General features: G+C 58.5%; 12 protein-coding genes and 1 other RNA gene. 1 reads left to right on the forward strand and 12 read right to left on the reverse strand.

What is annotated here, in order from left to right; genetic code table 11:
- Positions 1 to 6 precede the first annotated feature (6 nt).
- The 8 genes from ACM66T_RS10780 to ACM66T_RS10815 all read right to left on the reverse strand — a co-directional run bounded on the left by ACM66T_RS10780 (position 7) and on the right by ACM66T_RS10815 (position 10,370).
- Positions 7 to 231: a DNA-directed RNA polymerase subunit omega gene (locus tag ACM66T_RS10780; protein ID WP_231019002.1), complete on the reverse strand. Its 225-nt coding sequence runs from the start codon at positions 229 to 231 to the stop codon at positions 7 to 9.
- A gap of 23 nt (positions 232 to 254) precedes the next feature.
- Positions 255 to 968, reverse strand: coding sequence for a UMP kinase (pyrH, locus tag ACM66T_RS10785; protein WP_416768550.1), 714 nt, complete (start codon positions 966 to 968; stop codon positions 255 to 257).
- 164 nt (positions 969 to 1,132) lie between these two features.
- Positions 1,133 to 2,134 carry a dihydroorotate dehydrogenase-like protein gene (locus ACM66T_RS10790; RefSeq protein ID WP_416768551.1) on the reverse strand — a complete coding sequence of 334 codons (1,002 nt, stop codon included), beginning with the start codon at positions 2,132 to 2,134 and terminating at the stop codon, positions 1,133 to 1,135.
- Complete coding sequence (nifJ, locus tag ACM66T_RS10795) at positions 2,125 to 5,694, reverse strand: pyruvate:ferredoxin (flavodoxin) oxidoreductase (RefSeq protein ID WP_231019006.1); 3,570 nt, start codon at positions 5,692 to 5,694, stop codon at positions 2,125 to 2,127. The genes ACM66T_RS10790 and nifJ overlap by 10 nt, the downstream gene beginning before the upstream one ends.
- A gap of 140 nt (positions 5,695 to 5,834) precedes the next feature.
- Complete coding sequence (locus ACM66T_RS10800; protein WP_231019007.1) at positions 5,835 to 6,794, reverse strand: 6-phosphofructokinase; 960 nt, start codon at positions 6,792 to 6,794, stop codon at positions 5,835 to 5,837.
- 12 nt (positions 6,795 to 6,806) lie between these two features.
- Positions 6,807 to 7,526, reverse strand: coding sequence for an ATP-binding protein (locus tag ACM66T_RS10805; protein WP_231019009.1), 720 nt, complete (start codon positions 7,524 to 7,526; stop codon positions 6,807 to 6,809).
- Positions 7,527 to 7,535: 9 nt separating this feature from the next.
- Positions 7,536 to 8,531 (reverse strand): type I glyceraldehyde-3-phosphate dehydrogenase, encoded by a 996-nt coding sequence (gap, locus tag ACM66T_RS10810; protein WP_231019011.1) that lies wholly within the window; start codon positions 8,529 to 8,531, stop codon positions 7,536 to 7,538.
- An 84-nt stretch (positions 8,532 to 8,615) separates the two neighbouring features.
- Positions 8,616 to 10,370 carry an alkaline phosphatase D family protein gene (locus ACM66T_RS10815; protein ID WP_416768552.1) on the reverse strand — a complete coding sequence of 585 codons (1,755 nt, stop codon included), beginning with the start codon at positions 10,368 to 10,370 and terminating at the stop codon, positions 8,616 to 8,618.
- A 159-nt stretch (positions 10,371 to 10,529) separates the two neighbouring features.
- Here ACM66T_RS10815 and ACM66T_RS10820 point away from each other — a divergent pair, with 159 nt between their 5' ends.
- A complete protein-coding gene (locus tag ACM66T_RS10820) occupies positions 10,530 to 11,147 on the forward strand; it encodes an HD-GYP domain-containing protein (protein WP_231019013.1) in 618 nt (205 codons plus the stop codon).
- Between the two features lie 11 nt (positions 11,148 to 11,158).
- Here ACM66T_RS10820 and ssrA read toward each other — a convergent pair.
- The 4 genes from ssrA to nhaD form a co-directional block, all read right to left on the reverse strand.
- Positions 11,159 to 11,526: a transfer-messenger RNA gene (gene ssrA / locus ACM66T_RS10825) on the reverse strand.
- Positions 11,527 to 11,607: 81 nt separating this feature from the next.
- Positions 11,608 to 12,882: an OmpA family protein gene (locus ACM66T_RS10830; protein ID WP_231019014.1), complete on the reverse strand. Its 1,275-nt coding sequence runs from the start codon at positions 12,880 to 12,882 to the stop codon at positions 11,608 to 11,610.
- Between the two features lie 195 nt (positions 12,883 to 13,077).
- The gene (guaA, locus tag ACM66T_RS10835) at positions 13,078 to 14,628 is read right to left on the reverse strand and encodes a glutamine-hydrolyzing GMP synthase (RefSeq protein ID WP_231019015.1); all 1,551 of its coding nucleotides are present in this window, start codon (positions 14,626 to 14,628) and stop codon (positions 13,078 to 13,080) included.
- Positions 14,629 to 14,754: 126 nt separating this feature from the next.
- Entirely contained in the window at positions 14,755 to 16,062 is a 1,308-nt protein-coding gene (nhaD, locus tag ACM66T_RS10840; RefSeq protein ID WP_231019016.1) for a sodium:proton antiporter NhaD, read from the reverse strand.
- Positions 16,063 to 16,079: the final 17 nt, after the last annotated feature.

Genomic DNA, 16,079 nt, shown 5'->3' on the forward strand with positions numbered 1-16,079 from the left:
GGGGGGTCAGGCTTTCTGCTTGAAGCCCTTGATAAGGACGAGGCCTTCCGCGATCTCCATCAGTGCGAGGTCAGTCGACTTGGTGGTCTTCAGGTCAAGGTTGAGCTTGCTCTGGGCACCGTTCTCGAGCTCTTTCGCACGCTGTGCAACGGCAATCGCGAGCTGGTAGCGGTCGATGCCGGCAGTGTTGAGGGCCTTGGCAGTGATCTCTTCAAGACGAAGGTTTGTCATGGTGTTTTCCTTTGGTAAGTTGCTTACTGCTGTACGATGGAGCAGTTGGTGTAATCGCCGCCGATGATCTCAAGCAGGTTCCCCGGCTTGAACATGTCGCAGACGATAATCGGCAGTTTGTTGTCCTTGGCCAGCGCGATGGACGTATCGTCCATGACCTTGATGTGGTCGTGCAGCGCCTGATCATACGAAAGGACGTCCAGTTTGACGGCATCAGCGAATTTGTTCGGGTCCCTGTCGTAGACGCCGTCGACCTTCGTCGCCTTGATTATGACGTCAGCCCCGATTTCGACCGCCCGCAGCGTCGCGGCGGTATCGGTCGTAAAGAAGGGGTTCCCCGTGCCCGCCGCGAAGATCACGACGCGTCCCTTTTCCAGATGACGGACGGCACGGCGCTGGATGTAGGGCTCGGCGATCTGTTCCATTTTGATCGCCGTCTGCACCCGCACTTTCAATCCGGCGTGTTCGCACGCCTCCTGCATCGCCACGGCGTTGATCACCGTCGCGAGCATCCCCATGTAGTCCCCGGCCGTACGGCGGATGATCCCGTCCTGCGCCGCCGTCACGCCGCGGATGATATTGCCGCCGCCGATGACGAGACCGACCTGGATCCCCGCGTCGACGAGGCTCTTGATCTCCTGGGAGATGTAGTTGAGGATCTGGGTGTCGATCCCGTGACCGGCTTCACCGGCCAGTGCTTCACCTGAAAACTTAACCAACACCCGTTTTTGACCCATCAAACACGCTCCTCTCTCACACCAGCGGCGCCTGTTACGCGCAAAAAGTGTCTTTATAAAATCCCGCAATTATATTTTACAGTCGCTTTAAAGGAGCTTTAAGAAAAGCAAACCCCCGCCGCACGGGGGGATAAAAGTTTCATTAGGAAGCAGCAGGGACGCCGTTAAAACCACAATTCGTCGCCGTGGCGCAGCAGATCGACGTAGTTTGCCCGTTCCAGGGCCGAAGGGTTGGGGGCCTTGGCGTAGCTGATGGCGCCGCGCATCTGATCGAACGATTCATACTCGTGCTCCGTCATCCAGCGTTCGGCTGCCTCAAGCATCACGGCGGCATGGGCTTCCCCACGTTCATGGAAGACCGTCGCGGCCGCCACCGTATTCGCCCCGGCCATAACGGCCTTGACGATATCGCTCCCTTCGGTCACCCCGCCCCCGGCGCAGAACTGCAAAGCGCTCTGGCCGTAACAGACGGCGACGGCGCGCAGGGCTGCGGCAAAATCGGCCGGGGAGCTTTTGGAGAGTGTGCGTGTCCACTCCAGCGCCTCCAGGTCGATATCGCTCTGGTAGAAGCGGTTAAAGAGCACGGCGGCCGTCGCCCCCGCCTCCTCCGCCGCCTTGAGAAAATGGGGCAGCGCGGTAAACGCTGGCGCCAGTTTGACGGCGAACGGCAGGGTCGTCTCCCGCCGGACGGAGGCGATCGCCTCAAGGTAATGTGCTTCGACCTGCTCCGCGGACGTCCATGCCCTGTTCGCCGGGTAATAGAGGTTCAGCTCCAGTGCGTCCGCGCCCGCGTCTTCGAGCATCTTGGCATAGGTCGTCCATCCGCCGGTACTGACCCCGTTGAGGCTCGTGATCACGGGGATGTCCAGGGCCGTTTTCAGCGCGCGGAGCCGCCCCAGGTAGTTTTCCATCTCGTAATTCTCAAACGCTCCCTCGGGAAAAAAGCTCAGCGCTTCGGAGAAGGCATCCCTGCCGTGAAAGAGCATATGATCGACCTCATGCAGCTCCGCGTTGATCTGCTCTTCGAAAAGCGAATGCATCACAATGGCCGACGCGCCGTGCTCTTCCAGGGCGCGGCAGCGGTCGGTATGCTGGCTCATCGGCGACGCCGAAACAATCAGGGGGCTTTTGAGGGTCAGTCCGAGGTATTCGATACTCATTTGCATACGATCTCCTTGCTAAAGGTCAGGTTCCCGCTGTCGGCGAGGTCGCGGTAGCGTATCCAGTCCCGCTGTGCCTTCTGCGTTGCCGCGTCCAGGAAGCCTTCTGCGCGTTCCGCATTCATCTTCAGCACCATCTTGAAACGGGCTTCGTTGTACATATAGCTCTTGACCGGCGCCTTGGGCTCCTTGTAATCGAGGGAGAAGGGGTTCTCGTCGCTGCCGATCTTCTCGGGGTTGTAGCGCATCAGCGGCCACAGCCCGCTCTCCACGGCGAGCTTCTGCTGCTGCATGCCGTAGCGCAGGTCATACCCGTGGGCGATACAGTGGCTGTAAGCGATGATGATGGAGACTCCTTCGTAGGCTTCGGCCTCCACGAAGGCCTTGAGCGTCTGCGCGTCGTTGGCGCCCATCGCCACCCGGGCGACGTAGACGTTGCCGTAGCTGAGCGCATGCAGCGCCAGGTCCTTCGCGTCGGCGGGTTTCCCCCCGGCCGAGAACTTCGCCACCGCCCCGACCGGCGTCGCCTTGGAGGTCTGGCCGCCCGTATTGGAGTAGACCTGGGTATCCATGACAAGGATATTGATGTTGCGTCCCGAAGCGAGTACGTGGTCCAGGCCGCCGTAGCCGATATCGTAGGCCCAGCCGTCGCCCCCCATTGCCCAGACGGATTTCCGGATCAGGTAGGAGCTCACCCCCTCCAGCAGCCGCGCCTCCTCCCGGTCGATGCCGGCGAGTTTCGCCTCGAGGGCCTTGACGTTCGCACGCTGGCGGGCGATCTCTGCTTCCGTTTTCTGCGCATTGCCTATCAGCGCATCGGCAAGGTCAGCCCCGACCTCATTGCGCAGGGCTTCGAGCAGCTCCCGGGCGAAAAGCGACTGTTTGTCGATGCTCGCGCGCATCCCCAGACCGAACTCCGCGTTGTCCTCGAAGAGGGAGTTGGACCAGGCCGTCCCCTGCCCCTGCGCGTTCTTCGCCCAGGGGGTCGTCGGAAGGTTCCCGCCGTAGATGGAGGAGCAGCCCGTCGCGTTGGCAACGATCATCCGGTCGCCGAAGAGCTGGGAAGCGAGTTTGACATAGGGGGTCTCCCCGCAGCCCGGACAGGCACCCGAGAACTCGAAGAGCGGCTGCAGTAGCTGCGCCTCTTTGACCTTGGTGCGATCAAGCCGGCTGCGGTCGACCTCGGGCAGGGAGAGAAAGTAGTCCCACTCCGCCACCGCCGCGTCGTGGATCGGCTCGATCGGCGCCATGTTGATCGCTTTTTTGGAGAGATCGGACTTGTTCTTGGCCGGGCACATCTCGACACAGAGCGAACACCCTGTACAATCCTCGACGGAGACTTTGATGGTGAACTGTTCGTTCGGTTCGAAGGTTTTCGACTTCACCTTGACGGCGCTGAAGCCTTCAGGGGCGTCGGAGAGCAGTGCTTCATCGAAGACCTTGGCACGGATAACGGCGTGGGGACATACCTCCATGCATTTGCCGCACTGGATACAGACATCCGGGTCCCAGACCGGGGCATCCAGGGCGATCTCGCGTTTCTCATACTTGGTCGTTCCCAGCGGCCAGGTGCCGTCTGCGGGGATGGCGCTGACCGGGACGCTGTCGCCTTCGAAGGCCTCCAGCTTCGCCGTGACGTTCTCTAAGAACGGGTCGGCGACGTCGAGTTTGTAGACGGGCAGCAGGTCCGCCCCGGAGCCGACCGCGTCAGGCACGGCGATCTCGTGCAGGTTCTCGATCGCCTTGTCAACCCCGCAAAAGTTCATCCGCACGATCATCTCGCCCTTTTTGCCGTAGGTCTTCTCGATGCTCTCCTTGATCTTCGCGATCGCCTGTTCCGGCGGGATGACACCGGCGATATGAAAGAAGCAGGTCTGCATGATCGTATTGATCCGCCGCCCCAGGCCGCACCCCTTGGCGACTTCGTAGGCGTTGACGGTGTAGAGCTTCAGCCCCTTCTCGATGATCCGTTCCTGGGCGATCCGCGGCAGGCGCGTCCACACCTCGTCGGCGTCGTAGGGTGCATTGATGAGCACCTTCGCCCCCGGCTTCGCCTGTTTGAGGATATCGTACTTGAGAATAAAGACGAACTGGTGCACCCCGACGAAATCCGCCGTGTCAATGAGGTAGGTCGATTGGATCGGTTCCGGGGAGAAGCGCAGGTGCGAGGTCGTCATGGAGCCGGATTTCTTCGAATCGTAGACGAAGTAGCCCTGCACATGCCGCCCCTCCTCCCCGATGATCTTGATGGAGTTCTTGTTCGCACCGACGGTCCCGTCGCTGCCCAGGCCGTAAAAGAGCGCCTGCGTCACCCCCTCGCCCGGCGTCTCGAAGGGAGCGATATCGAGGGAGAGGTGGGTCACGTCGTCGGTGATACCGACGGTGAAGCGCGGTTTCGGCTCCGCCTTTTTCAATTCGTCGAAGACCGCCTTGACCATGGCCGGCGTGAACTCCTTGGACGAGAGCCCGTAGCGCCCGCCGATCATGCGGGGCATGGACTTGCACCGTCCCTGGGCGAAGGCTTCGGCGTAGGCGTGCATCACGTCCGCGGAGAGCGGTTCCGCGTAGGCGCCCGGCTCCTTCGTGCGGTCAAGGACGGCGATTGCCTCGACGCTTTTGGGAATCGCTTCGAGCAGGCGCTCGGCATCGAAAGGACGGAAAAGGCGGACGATCAGCACCCCCGTTTCATACCCGAGTGTATTGAGCGCATCCACCGTCTCTCTCACCGTCTTCGCACCCGAAGTCATCAGCACGATCAACTTTTTCGGGTTGGGGCAGCCGTGGTATTCGTAAAGGCGGTACTGCCGCCCTGTCAATGCCGCAAAACGGTCCATCTGCTCCTGGACGATGCCGGGGAAGGCGTCATAATAGCGGTTGACGCTCTCGCGCCCCTGGAAGTAGACGTCGGGGTTCTGGCTCGTCCCCCGCAGGACCGGGGCTTCTGGGTCCAGGGCACGGGCCTTGTGGGCGTTGACCAGCTCGGTCGGGATCATCGCTTTGAGCACCGTATCGTCGAGGGTTTCGACGTTCATCAGCTCGTGCGACGTCCTGAAACCGTCAAAGAAGTGCAGCACGGGTAGCCGACCCTCCAAAGATGCCGCCTGGGCGATCAGAGCAAAATCCTGCGCCTCTTGGGCATCGCACGAGGCAAGCATCGCAAACCCCGTCGGGCGGCACTGCATGACGTCAGTATGGTCCCCAAAGATGGAGAGCGCCTGCGCCGCCAGCGAACGGGCCGCGACGTGGAAAACGGTCGGGGTGAGCTCCCCGGCGATCTTGTGCATGTTCGGGATCATCAGCAGCAGCCCCTGCGAGGCCGTGAAGGTCGTTGTCAGCGCCCCGGCCTGCAGTGCACCGTGAACCGCGCCGCTCGCGCCCCCCTCGCTCTGCATCTCCATAACGTCCGGCACCGTACCGAAGATGTTTTTCTCCCCGTTCTCCGCGTACTCGTCGGAATGCTCCCCCATGGGGGATGAGGGGGTGATGGGATAGATGGCGATCACCTCGTTGGTTTTGAATGCAACACGCGCAACCGCTTCGTTGGCGTCCATGACGATCCGTGACATACCCGGCTCCTTATAGTGATTCATTGACTCATTTGGAGTCATTGTACTCCGACGCACTATAGACAACGATTAAAAAAAACGGTTTGCAACCGAATGGAGATATTCGGGGTGCGAAACCCCGGAAAAAAGCGCTGCGGCGTTCAGTCGATCAGGTTGATAGTGGAGAGCAGTTCGCTGTCGATCGTGTAGGAGTGGGAGACGACGTCGTCGATCTCCATAAGGCCGTAGGCACCGTCGCGGTAGTAGACGACCTTGTTGGCATCGCGGGAGTGCAGGAGGTGGTCGATGGCATGAATAACGAACTCAAAGGCCATCAGCCTGTCGGTCACCGTCGGATTCCCCCCGCGCTGGATATGCCCGAGGATGCTCACCCTTGTTTCCAGGCCGATGGTCGACTCCAGCCACTCGGCGATCTCGGCAGTCTTCCCCGTTCCCTCGGCGACCACGGCCAGAATGTAACCGCGCCCCCCGGCCACCTCTTCAAGCAGTTTCTTCTCCGCCACTTTGATGTTGAAATCGGCTTCGGGAATGATGCAGATCTCCGCCCCGCTGGAGATGGCCGAAACCACGGCGAGGTAGCCGCACTCCCGGCCCATCACCTCGACGACGAAGGCGCGGTTGAAGGTCGACGCCGTGTCGCGGATCTTATCCAGGGCGTCGCGGATAACGTTGAGCGCCGTATCGACACCGAGACAGTAGTCCGTGCCGTAGATGTCGTTATCGATCGTCGTCGGGATCCCTACGAAATTGAGAGGAAACTCCTCGCTGAAACGCTGCATCGCGCGGAAAGAGCCGTCCCCGCCCAGCACGACAAGGCCTGTAATATCGTACTTTTTGAGGTTCTCGAAGGCCTGTTTGCGGTATTCGTATTCGAAAAAGCGTTTGGAGCGTGAAGAGCGGATAATGGCGCCGCCGCGGTGCAGGATCCCGGCAACGTCGCTGTGGGAGGCTTCAGTGATCTCGCCGTCGATCATTCCCTCCAGGCCGTGGTGGATGAAGTAGTGCTTCTGCCCGCGCTTGAAGGCGTAATCGACGAACTTCTTGATCGCGGGGTTCATTCCGGGCGCATCGCCGCCCGAACACATGATGGCCAGTGCCATGTGCGCTCCTTTTTATTCGTCGACGGTGACGACGTCGCTCCGGATATCGTTGAACAGCAGGGTCTTGTGGTTCATGCGGCGCTGATAGTAGAACTGGTTTCGCTTCATGTTCTTGAGCTCGGAGGTGTTGTAGTAGTTCGCGTTGGAACAGCGTCCGAGGAAGAGGAAGGTAAAGAGCAGCTTGAGCTGGGCGTTCTCGAAGATCTCGTGGGGCTGCGACAGGAAAGTGAGCCCGTATTTTTTCATGTTGATCATGTTGAAAATGTACATAAGGAAGTCTTCGAACTTCGTGTAAAAGCCGCCGAGCTGCGCAATCTCATGGAAAAAATAGTAGTAGTTGTCCAGCAGCTCCTGCTTGGAGATGGTCTGCGAGAGACGGCTTTTGACATCCCGCTTGTTTGAGAAATAGGTCGGGTTCACGGCGAGGTAGATGTGCTTGCCGGCCTTGACCGCTTCGTCGAACGCCGCGTCGAAGGCATCGCTCTCTTCAAACTGCATGTAGAAGAAGTGCTCGTCTTTGTAGCGCGCCTCAACCTCATCGATGGCAGGATCCGAGAAGTCCATGTAGAGCGTCGAAATACCGCTGGCGATCACGAACTCGCGGATCTTCGAGGCGAGGTTTGTCTTGCCTGATCCCTCCTCGCCGAGAATCAGCGTATTCTTGTCAAGAATATCGTCGGAGAGTTTCAGTGACGCGATGCTGCTGTTGCAGTGACCGATAATGCTTTTCATCCGCGCTCCTCAGTGCTCACCGACAAACTTTGCCATGTCCATCAGGCGCTCGGTGTAACCCCACTCGTTGTCGTACCATGCCAGGACCTTGACGACCGTACCGTCGATGACGCTCAGCATATCCGGGACGAAGGTGCAGCTGTAGGAGGAACCGACGAAGTCGCTGGAGACGCGCTTGTCGTGGTCGACCTCGACACGGCCAGCATACTCGCCCGCCGCGGCGGCTTCGAAGGCGGCAATCACCTCCTCTTTCGTTGTCGCTTTTTTCAGGTTGACCGTCAGGTCGACGACGGAAACATCCGTCGTCGGGACACGCATGGCGTAGCCGTTAAGCTTGCCCTGAAGATGCGGCATGACCAGGCCGATCGCCTTGGCGGCACCCGTTGTCGTCGGGATCATATTGACCGCCGCCGCGCGGGCACGGCGCATATCTTTTTTATGCTTGACGTCAAGCAGATTCTGGTCGTTCGTATAGGAGTGGATCGTCGTCATCAGACCGTTCTCGATCCCGAACGTGTCATCAAGGATCTTCGTCACCGGCGCCAGGGCGTTGGTCGTACAGCTGGCATTTGAGATGACCGCTTCGCCCTTGTAGCTGTCGGTATTGATCCCGATGACGTATGTCGGGGTATCGTCCTTCGCCGGTGCGGACATGACGACCTTTTTCACGCTGCCCTTGAGATGCTTGGAGGCGGTTTCCGTCGTCAGGAAAACGCCGGTACACTCGACGACGACTTCCGCGCCCGCTTTGCTGAAGTCCAGAGACTCGGGGTCGCGTTCGCTGAACATCATGACCGGTTTGCCTCCGACCTCGATGGTATTTTCATCGATCACTTTCGTATCGATTCCCGCGTGAACGGAGTCGTATTTCAGCAGGTACTCCAGCATATCCGGTTTGGCGGTCGTATTGATTGCCACCAGTTCCATATCGTCGCGTTGCGCCGCGATCTTGATCGCGATCAGGCCGATCCGTCCCGTTCCGTTTACCGCTACTTTGATTGCCATAATAATTTCCTCGTAGGATAATTTATGCCGCCATTATAGTAGAAATGGTGTATAGATTAGGTTACATCTCTGTACAAAATCCGCTCACAGCGCCGTGACGTCCTTCATGACGGGCGTGCCGTCACCGACTTCAAAACGCCTGATCGTCTCAGCGGTTGCCGATGTTTCACGGATCGTCGCAACGGCTCTGAAAGAGACCGTTACCCGTTCGGCGCTTACTTCGGCAACCGCATAACCATGCTGATGGGAGTTGAAATAGCCGATATGCGGGTTGGGAATGCGCATCGCCTCCTCAACTCCTTCCGGCCCCATCTGTTCAATAAGCGGCTGCAGCAGTGCACTGAGCGTACTGTCACCCGAGACACTGCTGGCAAGGCCCAGTCCCAGCTCGTAGAGGTTCGACGAGGTAACGGAGGTCCCGACAAACTCCGGTGCGATGATTTCGGCCAGCGGGTTGTTGAAGTCTTTGGTCAGATGCCCTGTAATATAACTGTGGATATCCCCCGTCAGCGCAACGAAATTCTGCAGCGTCCCCTCGGCCTTGTAGACGGCGACGGCATCAATGATCTCCTGCCGCTCCGCCTGAAATCCGTCCCACTGGTCCAGGTTGAAATAGCTATCAAGCAGCCCGGCTATGCCGGTGAGTTTCATCTGCATTAGCGTCACCTCGTTCCCCCAGAAAACCCAGCGTCTCCCCGAACGGCGTACCGTATCGAGGAACCAGCGCTTCTGTTCGCTGCCGAGCATCGTCCGTCCCGGGTCGGCAATGGCATCGCATCCCGGGGTCACATAGCGCTCGCCGTACTCCCCCTCCCCGCAGGGATGGGCCGAGCGGTAAAGACGCTGGTCCGTCAGCACGAGTTCCATCAGTTCGCCGAAACGGAACGTGCGGTAGACGCGGATGTTGAACGGGGTGGGGCTCTGTGCATCGTACCAGACGTCGACGGGCTGGTTGGCGAACCAGGCGAGGTTTGCCGCCAGACGAAGGTTGAACAGCCCTTCGGCATTCCCGTCGGCGGTATAGTTGTGGTCGGGGGCATGGTCGCCGTCGTAGCAGTCGTTGGCGAACTCGTGGTCATCCCAGATCGTGATAAACGTAAACCGTTCGTGGACCCGTTGCAGCTTCTCGTCGCTGCGATAGGTATTGTACAGGTGGTAATAGTCCGCCAGATCCTGGGCATAAAGCGCGCCGCTGGGCAGCGCGATCGTCCGAACAAGGTTATTTTGATAAGAGGGGTCGCCGACGGCTTCGTAGATGTAATCGCCCAGCCAGAGGACACAGTCAATCTCCTCCTGCACAAGATGGTCGTAGGCCGTATAGTAACCGTTGGTATAGTCCTGGCAACTCAAAAAGGCAAAGCGTACCGATGCCACTCCCGTGTCCGGCAGGGTCTTGAAACGTCCCGTCCGGGAGGCCGTCTGCGCATAGACAAAGCGGTAATAATACGTTGTTGCCGGGAGCAGAAGGTCGGAAGCCACTTTGAGCTTTACCGTATGGTTGAGCTCCGCCGGGTTAACAACGGCACTGCCGTGCAAAAGCACGTTTTCAAAAGCCTCGTCCGATGCGATCTCGTAGCCGACCGGCAGAGTGCTGTCCGTGATCACATCAGGAGAGACGCGTGTCCACAGGACAACGCCGTTCGTCGCCGGATCGCCGGATGCGACGCTTTGGGGAAAAACCGTTTCACTCATATTTTCCGGGTCGAATCCGAGCAACGTGCCGTCCGGCTCTGTTGCTCTCCCCGTCGTCGTGCTGTCGCCGCATCCTGCCATCGTCGTTGCGGCCGCCCCGGCCGCTGCCAGCGCCGAAAAATGCTTCAGAAAGCCCCGTCTGTCCATGTCGTACCTCCAGCAAAAATCGCCGGATGATACCTTCGGGCGGTTACCGCGACATTACGCAACGGCGACCGTCCGATTCCATCGACTTTATCTTCTGCTACAATGGTTCCCAAACGATCTCTTGCCCGCAGGAAACTACTGCGCATGCAAAGGGGAACCATGAACCTTTTCGAATCCCTCCACGCCCAGCCGTGCAGCATCAAGGGGCTGCGCGAAAGCCTTCGGCAGCGCCATATCCAGACCCACGAGCACTGCGAACGGGTCGTCCTGCTCGCAGACGCCTTCGGCCGTGCCTGTGCCCTCTCCCCGGACGAGCAGGTCCAGCTGCTCTACAGCGCCATGTTCCATGATATCGGCAAAATCGGCATACCCGACAGCATCCTCCTGCACCCGGACGCCCTGGGGCCCGAACAGCGCAAAACGATGCAGCAGCACTCCACCATGGGCGAAGCGATCGTCCGGTTGATGCAGCTGCCTCAGGGCGACAGGATTGCCGACTATGTGCGATACCACCACGAGCACTTTGACGGCAGCGGATACCCCGACGGGCTTGCAGGCGAGGCGATCCCACGCATCGCCCGGATGCTCTCTATCCTCGACAGCTACGACGCCCTGCGCGAAACGCGCCCCTACCGCGCGGCCATGCAGCACAACGATGCCATTGAGATTATGCAAAGCGAAAACGGTACCAAGCACGATCCGGCATTGCTGACAATTTTTTTGCAGCTCGATGCGATGGATATTGTTGAAAAACAGTATGGTGAAAATGAAAAGTAATTGTGAAAGATTGGTGGAGCTGTGGAGAATCGAACTCCAGTCCGAAAACAAGCTACCTGCGGCGTCTACATGCTTAGAGAGGTTGTTTGATTTAACCGGGCTTCACACAACCTGCAAAGCTAGACCGGGCGAGTCTCGAAGTTCTTCTGCAGATGAGACGCTCTGCAGATATATCTGGAGAAGGGTGATACTTCAAAATCCTTCCTATCCAGAGTCGGAAGGCGAAGCAGTCCTAAAGGTTAGTTAAAACTTACGCTACAGCGTAAGCAGGACGATAATTTGTGTTGTTTGCAGTTATGCAATCTGAGCCGTATAACGGGATGCTCAGCCCGGCATGCAACCGTAGGCGACCTGCTCCCGTCGAAACCAGGTCAGCCCCGTGTTTAAGTAAACATTCAATTATACCATAATTCCGGAGACGCCGGAGAAAACGGCGCACCGGCAGGTGTGAAGCGGCTCCTTATTTCAGCAGCCAGACTTCGATGCGGCGGTTTGCCGCGCGGCCCTCTTTGGTACCGTTGTCGGCGATCGGCTGGGACTCGCCCTTGCCTTCGGCGATGATACGGTCTTCGGAAATACCGTTGGCGATCAGGAGTGTTCTGACGCTGTTCGCACGCGCTTCGGAAAGCCCCTGGTTGTACTTGTCGCTGCCGCGGCTGTCCGTATGGCCGAGGATCTTCACATTGTATGCAGGGCTCTCTTTCAGGAACTCTGCGAATTCAACGACTTTGCCTTCGGACTCTTTTGCGATGACGGCAGAAGCCGTCTCATAGCGGATCTTCAGGGTCTTGACGACCGGGCAGCCGACCATATCAACCTTGAACCCTTCCGGCGTGTTCGGACAGTTGTCTTTCAGGTCACTGACGCCGTCGCCGTCGCTGTCCACTGCACATCCAAGCTCATCTACGCTTGCACCTTTCGGGGTACCGGGGCATTTGTCGGAAGCATCGACCACACCGTCATGGTCGCTGTCAAGCTGACATCCCATCGCATCGACCGTCGCGCCTGCAGGGGTCTCCGGGCACTTGTCCGCCCCGTCGACCACGCCGTCGTTGTCGCTGTCGAGTGCACATCCGTTCGCATCAACGCTCACGCCGGCTGCCGTGCCGGGACATTTGTCCGCGTCATCTGCAACCCCGTCGTTGTCGCTGTCCGCCGGTGCCGCAGCGACCTCAGGTGCCGGTTCCGGTGCGGGCTCGGCCGCCGGTTCGGAAGCGCCGAAAGCAACATTCACACCGGCAAGAACTGCCAGGTTGTTATCCCAGCGGTCGTCATTGTATTTCAGCATATAGAGCGCTTCGAGTTTCAGTGCAACCTCTTCGGCGATCGGGAACTTAAACCCGAGGCCGGCATCGGCCATCACGCTGTCTTCATTGTCATACTTCAGCTTGGTCATGTTTTCATACCCCAGACCGGCTTTCATATAGGGGATCGCCGTCCCGAGCGGACCGTATTCGTGAACACCGTTGAGCATAACACGGGTGATCGTCGTCTGGCCGCCTGCTTTTTTGTAGACGACATCCGGCGAATAGAGCAGCTCAAGCTCGGGCTTGATACTCTCAAAAATCGCATTGAACTGGACCGCTGCACCGATCGTCCCCTGCTTGTTCATCTCCAGATTACCTTCCGGGATCACTCCACCGACTATCGCCGTCACTTCATAATCTCCTGCTGAAGCCGTTGATGCCAGTACCGCAGCAGTGACCGCAGACATGAAAAAGCCTAGTTTGCGCATTGTTTCTCCTTTAATTTATAACGAAATTTCCCCTCACTTCATGGGAAGTACGTCATTTTGCTGCATTATAGCACGTCAAAATCTCATACTTAATGACAAAAACAAAAAAATTGATAGCAATTTGATACAAAGAGGAAACAAAAGGAGGAGAGATAAGGATTGCTGATACGGGAGCACCGCCCTAAGGGGCGCTGCTTACTCCCACTCGATTGTTGCAGGCGGCTTGGAGCTGATGTCGTAGACGACGCGGTTGATCCCGTCGACTTCGTTGATGATGCGGCGGCTGATGCGCTCGAGCAGGTCGTGCGGGAGGTGCGCGAAGGTCGCCGTCATCCCGTCGACCGCCTCGACGACGCGGACACAGACGGTATTGTCGTAGGTACGGTTGTCGCCCATGACCCCGACGCTCTTGACGTTTAGCAGCACGGCAAACGCCTGCCATGTGCGGGTGTAGTAACCGCTCGCCTTGAGCTCGTCGAGCAGAATGACATCCGCTTCACGCAGCAGGTTGAGGTCAGGCTTGTTGACGTCGCCCATGATACGGATCGCCAGACCCGGTCCTGGGAAGGGGTGGCGGTTGATCATCGATTCGGGGAGCCCCAGTTCGCGGCCGAGCTTGCGGACTTCATCCTTGAAAAGTTCGCGAAGCGGCTCGATCAGCTCAAAATCCATCCAGTCCGGCAGGCCGCCGACATTGTGGTGGGATTTGATCGTCTCGGAAGGTCCTTTGACGGAGACGGATTCGATGACGTCGGGGTAGAGGGTACCCTGGGCCAGGAACTTGATGCCGGAGTGCTTCTTCGCTTCGGCTTCGAAGACCTCGATGAAAGTGTGTCCGATCGTCTTGCGTTTCGTCTCCGGGTCGGTGACGTTCGCCAGGCGCTCCAGGAAGAGCTCGGAAGCGTCCGCCACGACGAGGGGGACTTTCAGGTTGACCTTGAAGACCTCCTCGACCTGTTCGCGCTCGCCCTTGCGCAGCAGCCCGTTGTCGACGAAGACGGGGATCAACTGGTCGCCGATTGCTTCGTACAGCAGCGCCGCGACGACAGAGGAGTCTACCCCGCCGGAGAGCCCGCAGAGGACCTTGCCGTCACCGACCTGCTCTTTGATCTTCGCGATCTGTTCTTTGAGGAAGTGACCCATATCCCACTTCTCGGTCACGCCGCAGATCTTGCGGGCAAAGTTGCGCAGCATGAGGTACCCCTCTTCGCTGTGCTGGACTTCCGGGTGGTACTGCATAGCGTAGACGCGCTTCTCCTCGTTCGCGATCGCCGCGAAGGGGGAGTTGTCGGAGTGGGCGATCGGGGCAAAGCCCTCCGGGAGAACATCAACACGGTCACTGTGGCTCATCCAGACGACACGGCCGTTCTCGCATGATTCGAACAGCGGGGAGACGTTGCCGTGCTCCTCGTTGATATAGAGCTCCGCCTTGCCGTATTCGTGGTGATCGGAGCGGATGACCGAACCGCCGAAGTCGACGGCGATACGCTGCATCCCGTAACAGATACCCATCACGGGGAGGCCGAGGTCGTAGATCGCCTTGTCCACTTCATAGGCGTCTTCGTCGTACACCGAAGCCGGGCCGCCGCTGAGGATGATCCCTTTGGGATTTTTCGCGGTGATCTCTTCGACCTTGGTGAAGTAGGGAACGATTTCACAGTAGATGCGTTCCTCGCGCAGGCGGCGTGCAATAAGCTGCGTATACTGCGATCCGAAATCCAGTACGATAATGCTGACGTCTTTCACGGTAAGACCTTTATGAATGGTTGATTGATAATGAAAGGATAGCTTAAAAGGGGTTAGATTTGGGTTAGTGTCGGGCGGTGCGCCGGAGGGGTGTTCCGCCCCGGCAGGCAACGCCGAAAGAGGCGCCTAGTAGAGGCCGAGGATCTCAAACTGGATGTACCAGAGCAGCAGCGAGAGGAGATAGCCCGCCAGGATCGTCCAGGCATATTTCATATGCGCGCCGAAGGTGTAGATCCCGCGCAGACGCCCCATGACGCCGACGCCGGCTGCGGATCCGAAACTGATCAGGCTTCCGCCTATTCCCGCCGTCATGGTCACGAGCATCCACTGGTCCAGCCCCATCTCCGGGCTCGCTTTGAGGATCGCGCTCATGACCGGGACGTTGTCGACGATCGCCGAGAGGAAGCCGACGCCGATGTTCGACGCCGTCGCACCGATCACCCCGTAGAGATCGTGGATGTAGTTGAGAAAACCGACATAGTGCAGCGCACCGACGGCGGAGAGGATTCCGAAGAAGAAGAGCAGCGTATCGTTCTCGATCTTCTGCATATTGACGAAGATATCGAACGAATCGCGCTTCTGCTTCGTCAGGCGGAAAGAGTAGAGCTTGAGCAGCGCCAGACCGAAGACCATGCCCCACATCGCCGGGAAGTGGAAGAACTGGTGTCCCAGGACCGCGATGACGATCGTTGCAGCGCCCAGGTAAACAACCGTCATCCCGCCGTCGCGCATCTGCGGTGCCGCTTCGCTGCTCGCGTCAAACGCCGGTGCACCCGCCGGAACGAAACGGGCCAGCAGCCATGCCGTCAGGACCCAGCCGCCGATGGAGGGGACGAAGAGGAAAAGGAAGTCGATAAATTCGCCCTTCTGCGCCGTCCACGCCATCAGCGTTGTGATATCCCCAAAGGGGCTCCAGGCACCACCGGCGTTGGCCGCCACGACGATATTGATCGCCCCCGGTACGAGGAACTTGTGGTTGTCACGGTCGATCGTGAAGAGTACCGTCGAAAGGATCAGCGCCGTGGTGAGGTTGTCGGCTACCGGCGAAATGAAGAAAGCCAGCAGGCCCGTCAGCCAGAAAAGTTTCTTGTAGCTGTATCCCTTGGAGACGAGCTTGTATTTCAAGACGTCAAAAACGCCCCGTTCGATCAGGGTCTCGATGAAAGTCATCGCCACGAACAGGAAGAAGAATATCTCCGCGATCTCCTCGATCAGCGTGCGCATCTCCTCGTGCAGCGGGTCCGGAGAGAGCCCGTTGAGCGCATAATAGATCCCGATCAGCATAAACGAGAACGTCCCGATGAACAGCGCCGGCTTGGCCTTGTTCAACTCATATTTTTCTTCCGTTGCAATAAAATAATAGCCGATGATAAAGACGGCCAGCACGGCGATCCCGACCCACGTCGAGGTCAGGTCAAGCATGGTATCATGCATATAAAACTCCCAATTGA

Origin of the sequence: Sulfurimonas sp. ST-25 (genome assembly GCF_048079205.1) — a bacterium.
Taxonomy (GTDB): domain Bacteria; phylum Campylobacterota; class Campylobacteria; order Campylobacterales; family Sulfurimonadaceae; genus Thiomicrolovo; species Thiomicrolovo sulfuroxydans.

Coding starts and splice junctions, on each gene's coding strand:
- ACM66T_RS10805 (WP_231019009.1), bottom strand. CDS start 7,526: ATGAAAAGCATTATCGGTCACTGCAACAGCAGCATCGCGTCACTGAAA.
- ACM66T_RS10815 (WP_416768552.1), bottom strand. CDS start 10,370: ATGGACAGACGGGGCTTTCTGAAGCATTTTTCGGCGCTGGCAGCGGCC.
- nifJ (WP_231019006.1), bottom strand. CDS start 5,694: ATGTCACGGATCGTCATGGACGCCAACGAAGCGGTTGCGCGTGTTGCA.
- ACM66T_RS10800 (WP_231019007.1), bottom strand. CDS start 6,794: ATGGCACTGGCCATCATGTGTTCGGGCGGCGATGCGCCCGGAATGAAC.
- gap (WP_231019011.1), bottom strand. CDS start 8,531: ATGGCAATCAAAGTAGCGGTAAACGGAACGGGACGGATCGGCCTGATC.
- ACM66T_RS10830 (WP_231019014.1), bottom strand. CDS start 12,882: ATGCGCAAACTAGGCTTTTTCATGTCTGCGGTCACTGCTGCGGTACTG.
- ACM66T_RS10780 (WP_231019002.1), bottom strand. CDS start 231: ATGACAAACCTTCGTCTTGAAGAGATCACTGCCAAGGCCCTCAACACT.
- pyrH (WP_416768550.1), bottom strand. CDS start 968: ATGGGTCAAAAACGGGTGTTGGTTAAGTTTTCAGGTGAAGCACTGGCC.
- ACM66T_RS10820 (WP_231019013.1), top strand. CDS start 10,530: ATGAACCTTTTCGAATCCCTCCACGCCCAGCCGTGCAGCATCAAGGGG.
- ACM66T_RS10790 (WP_416768551.1), bottom strand. CDS start 2,134: ATGCAAATGAGTATCGAATACCTCGGACTGACCCTCAAAAGCCCCCTG.
- nhaD (WP_231019016.1), bottom strand. CDS start 16,062: ATGCATGATACCATGCTTGACCTGACCTCGACGTGGGTCGGGATCGCC.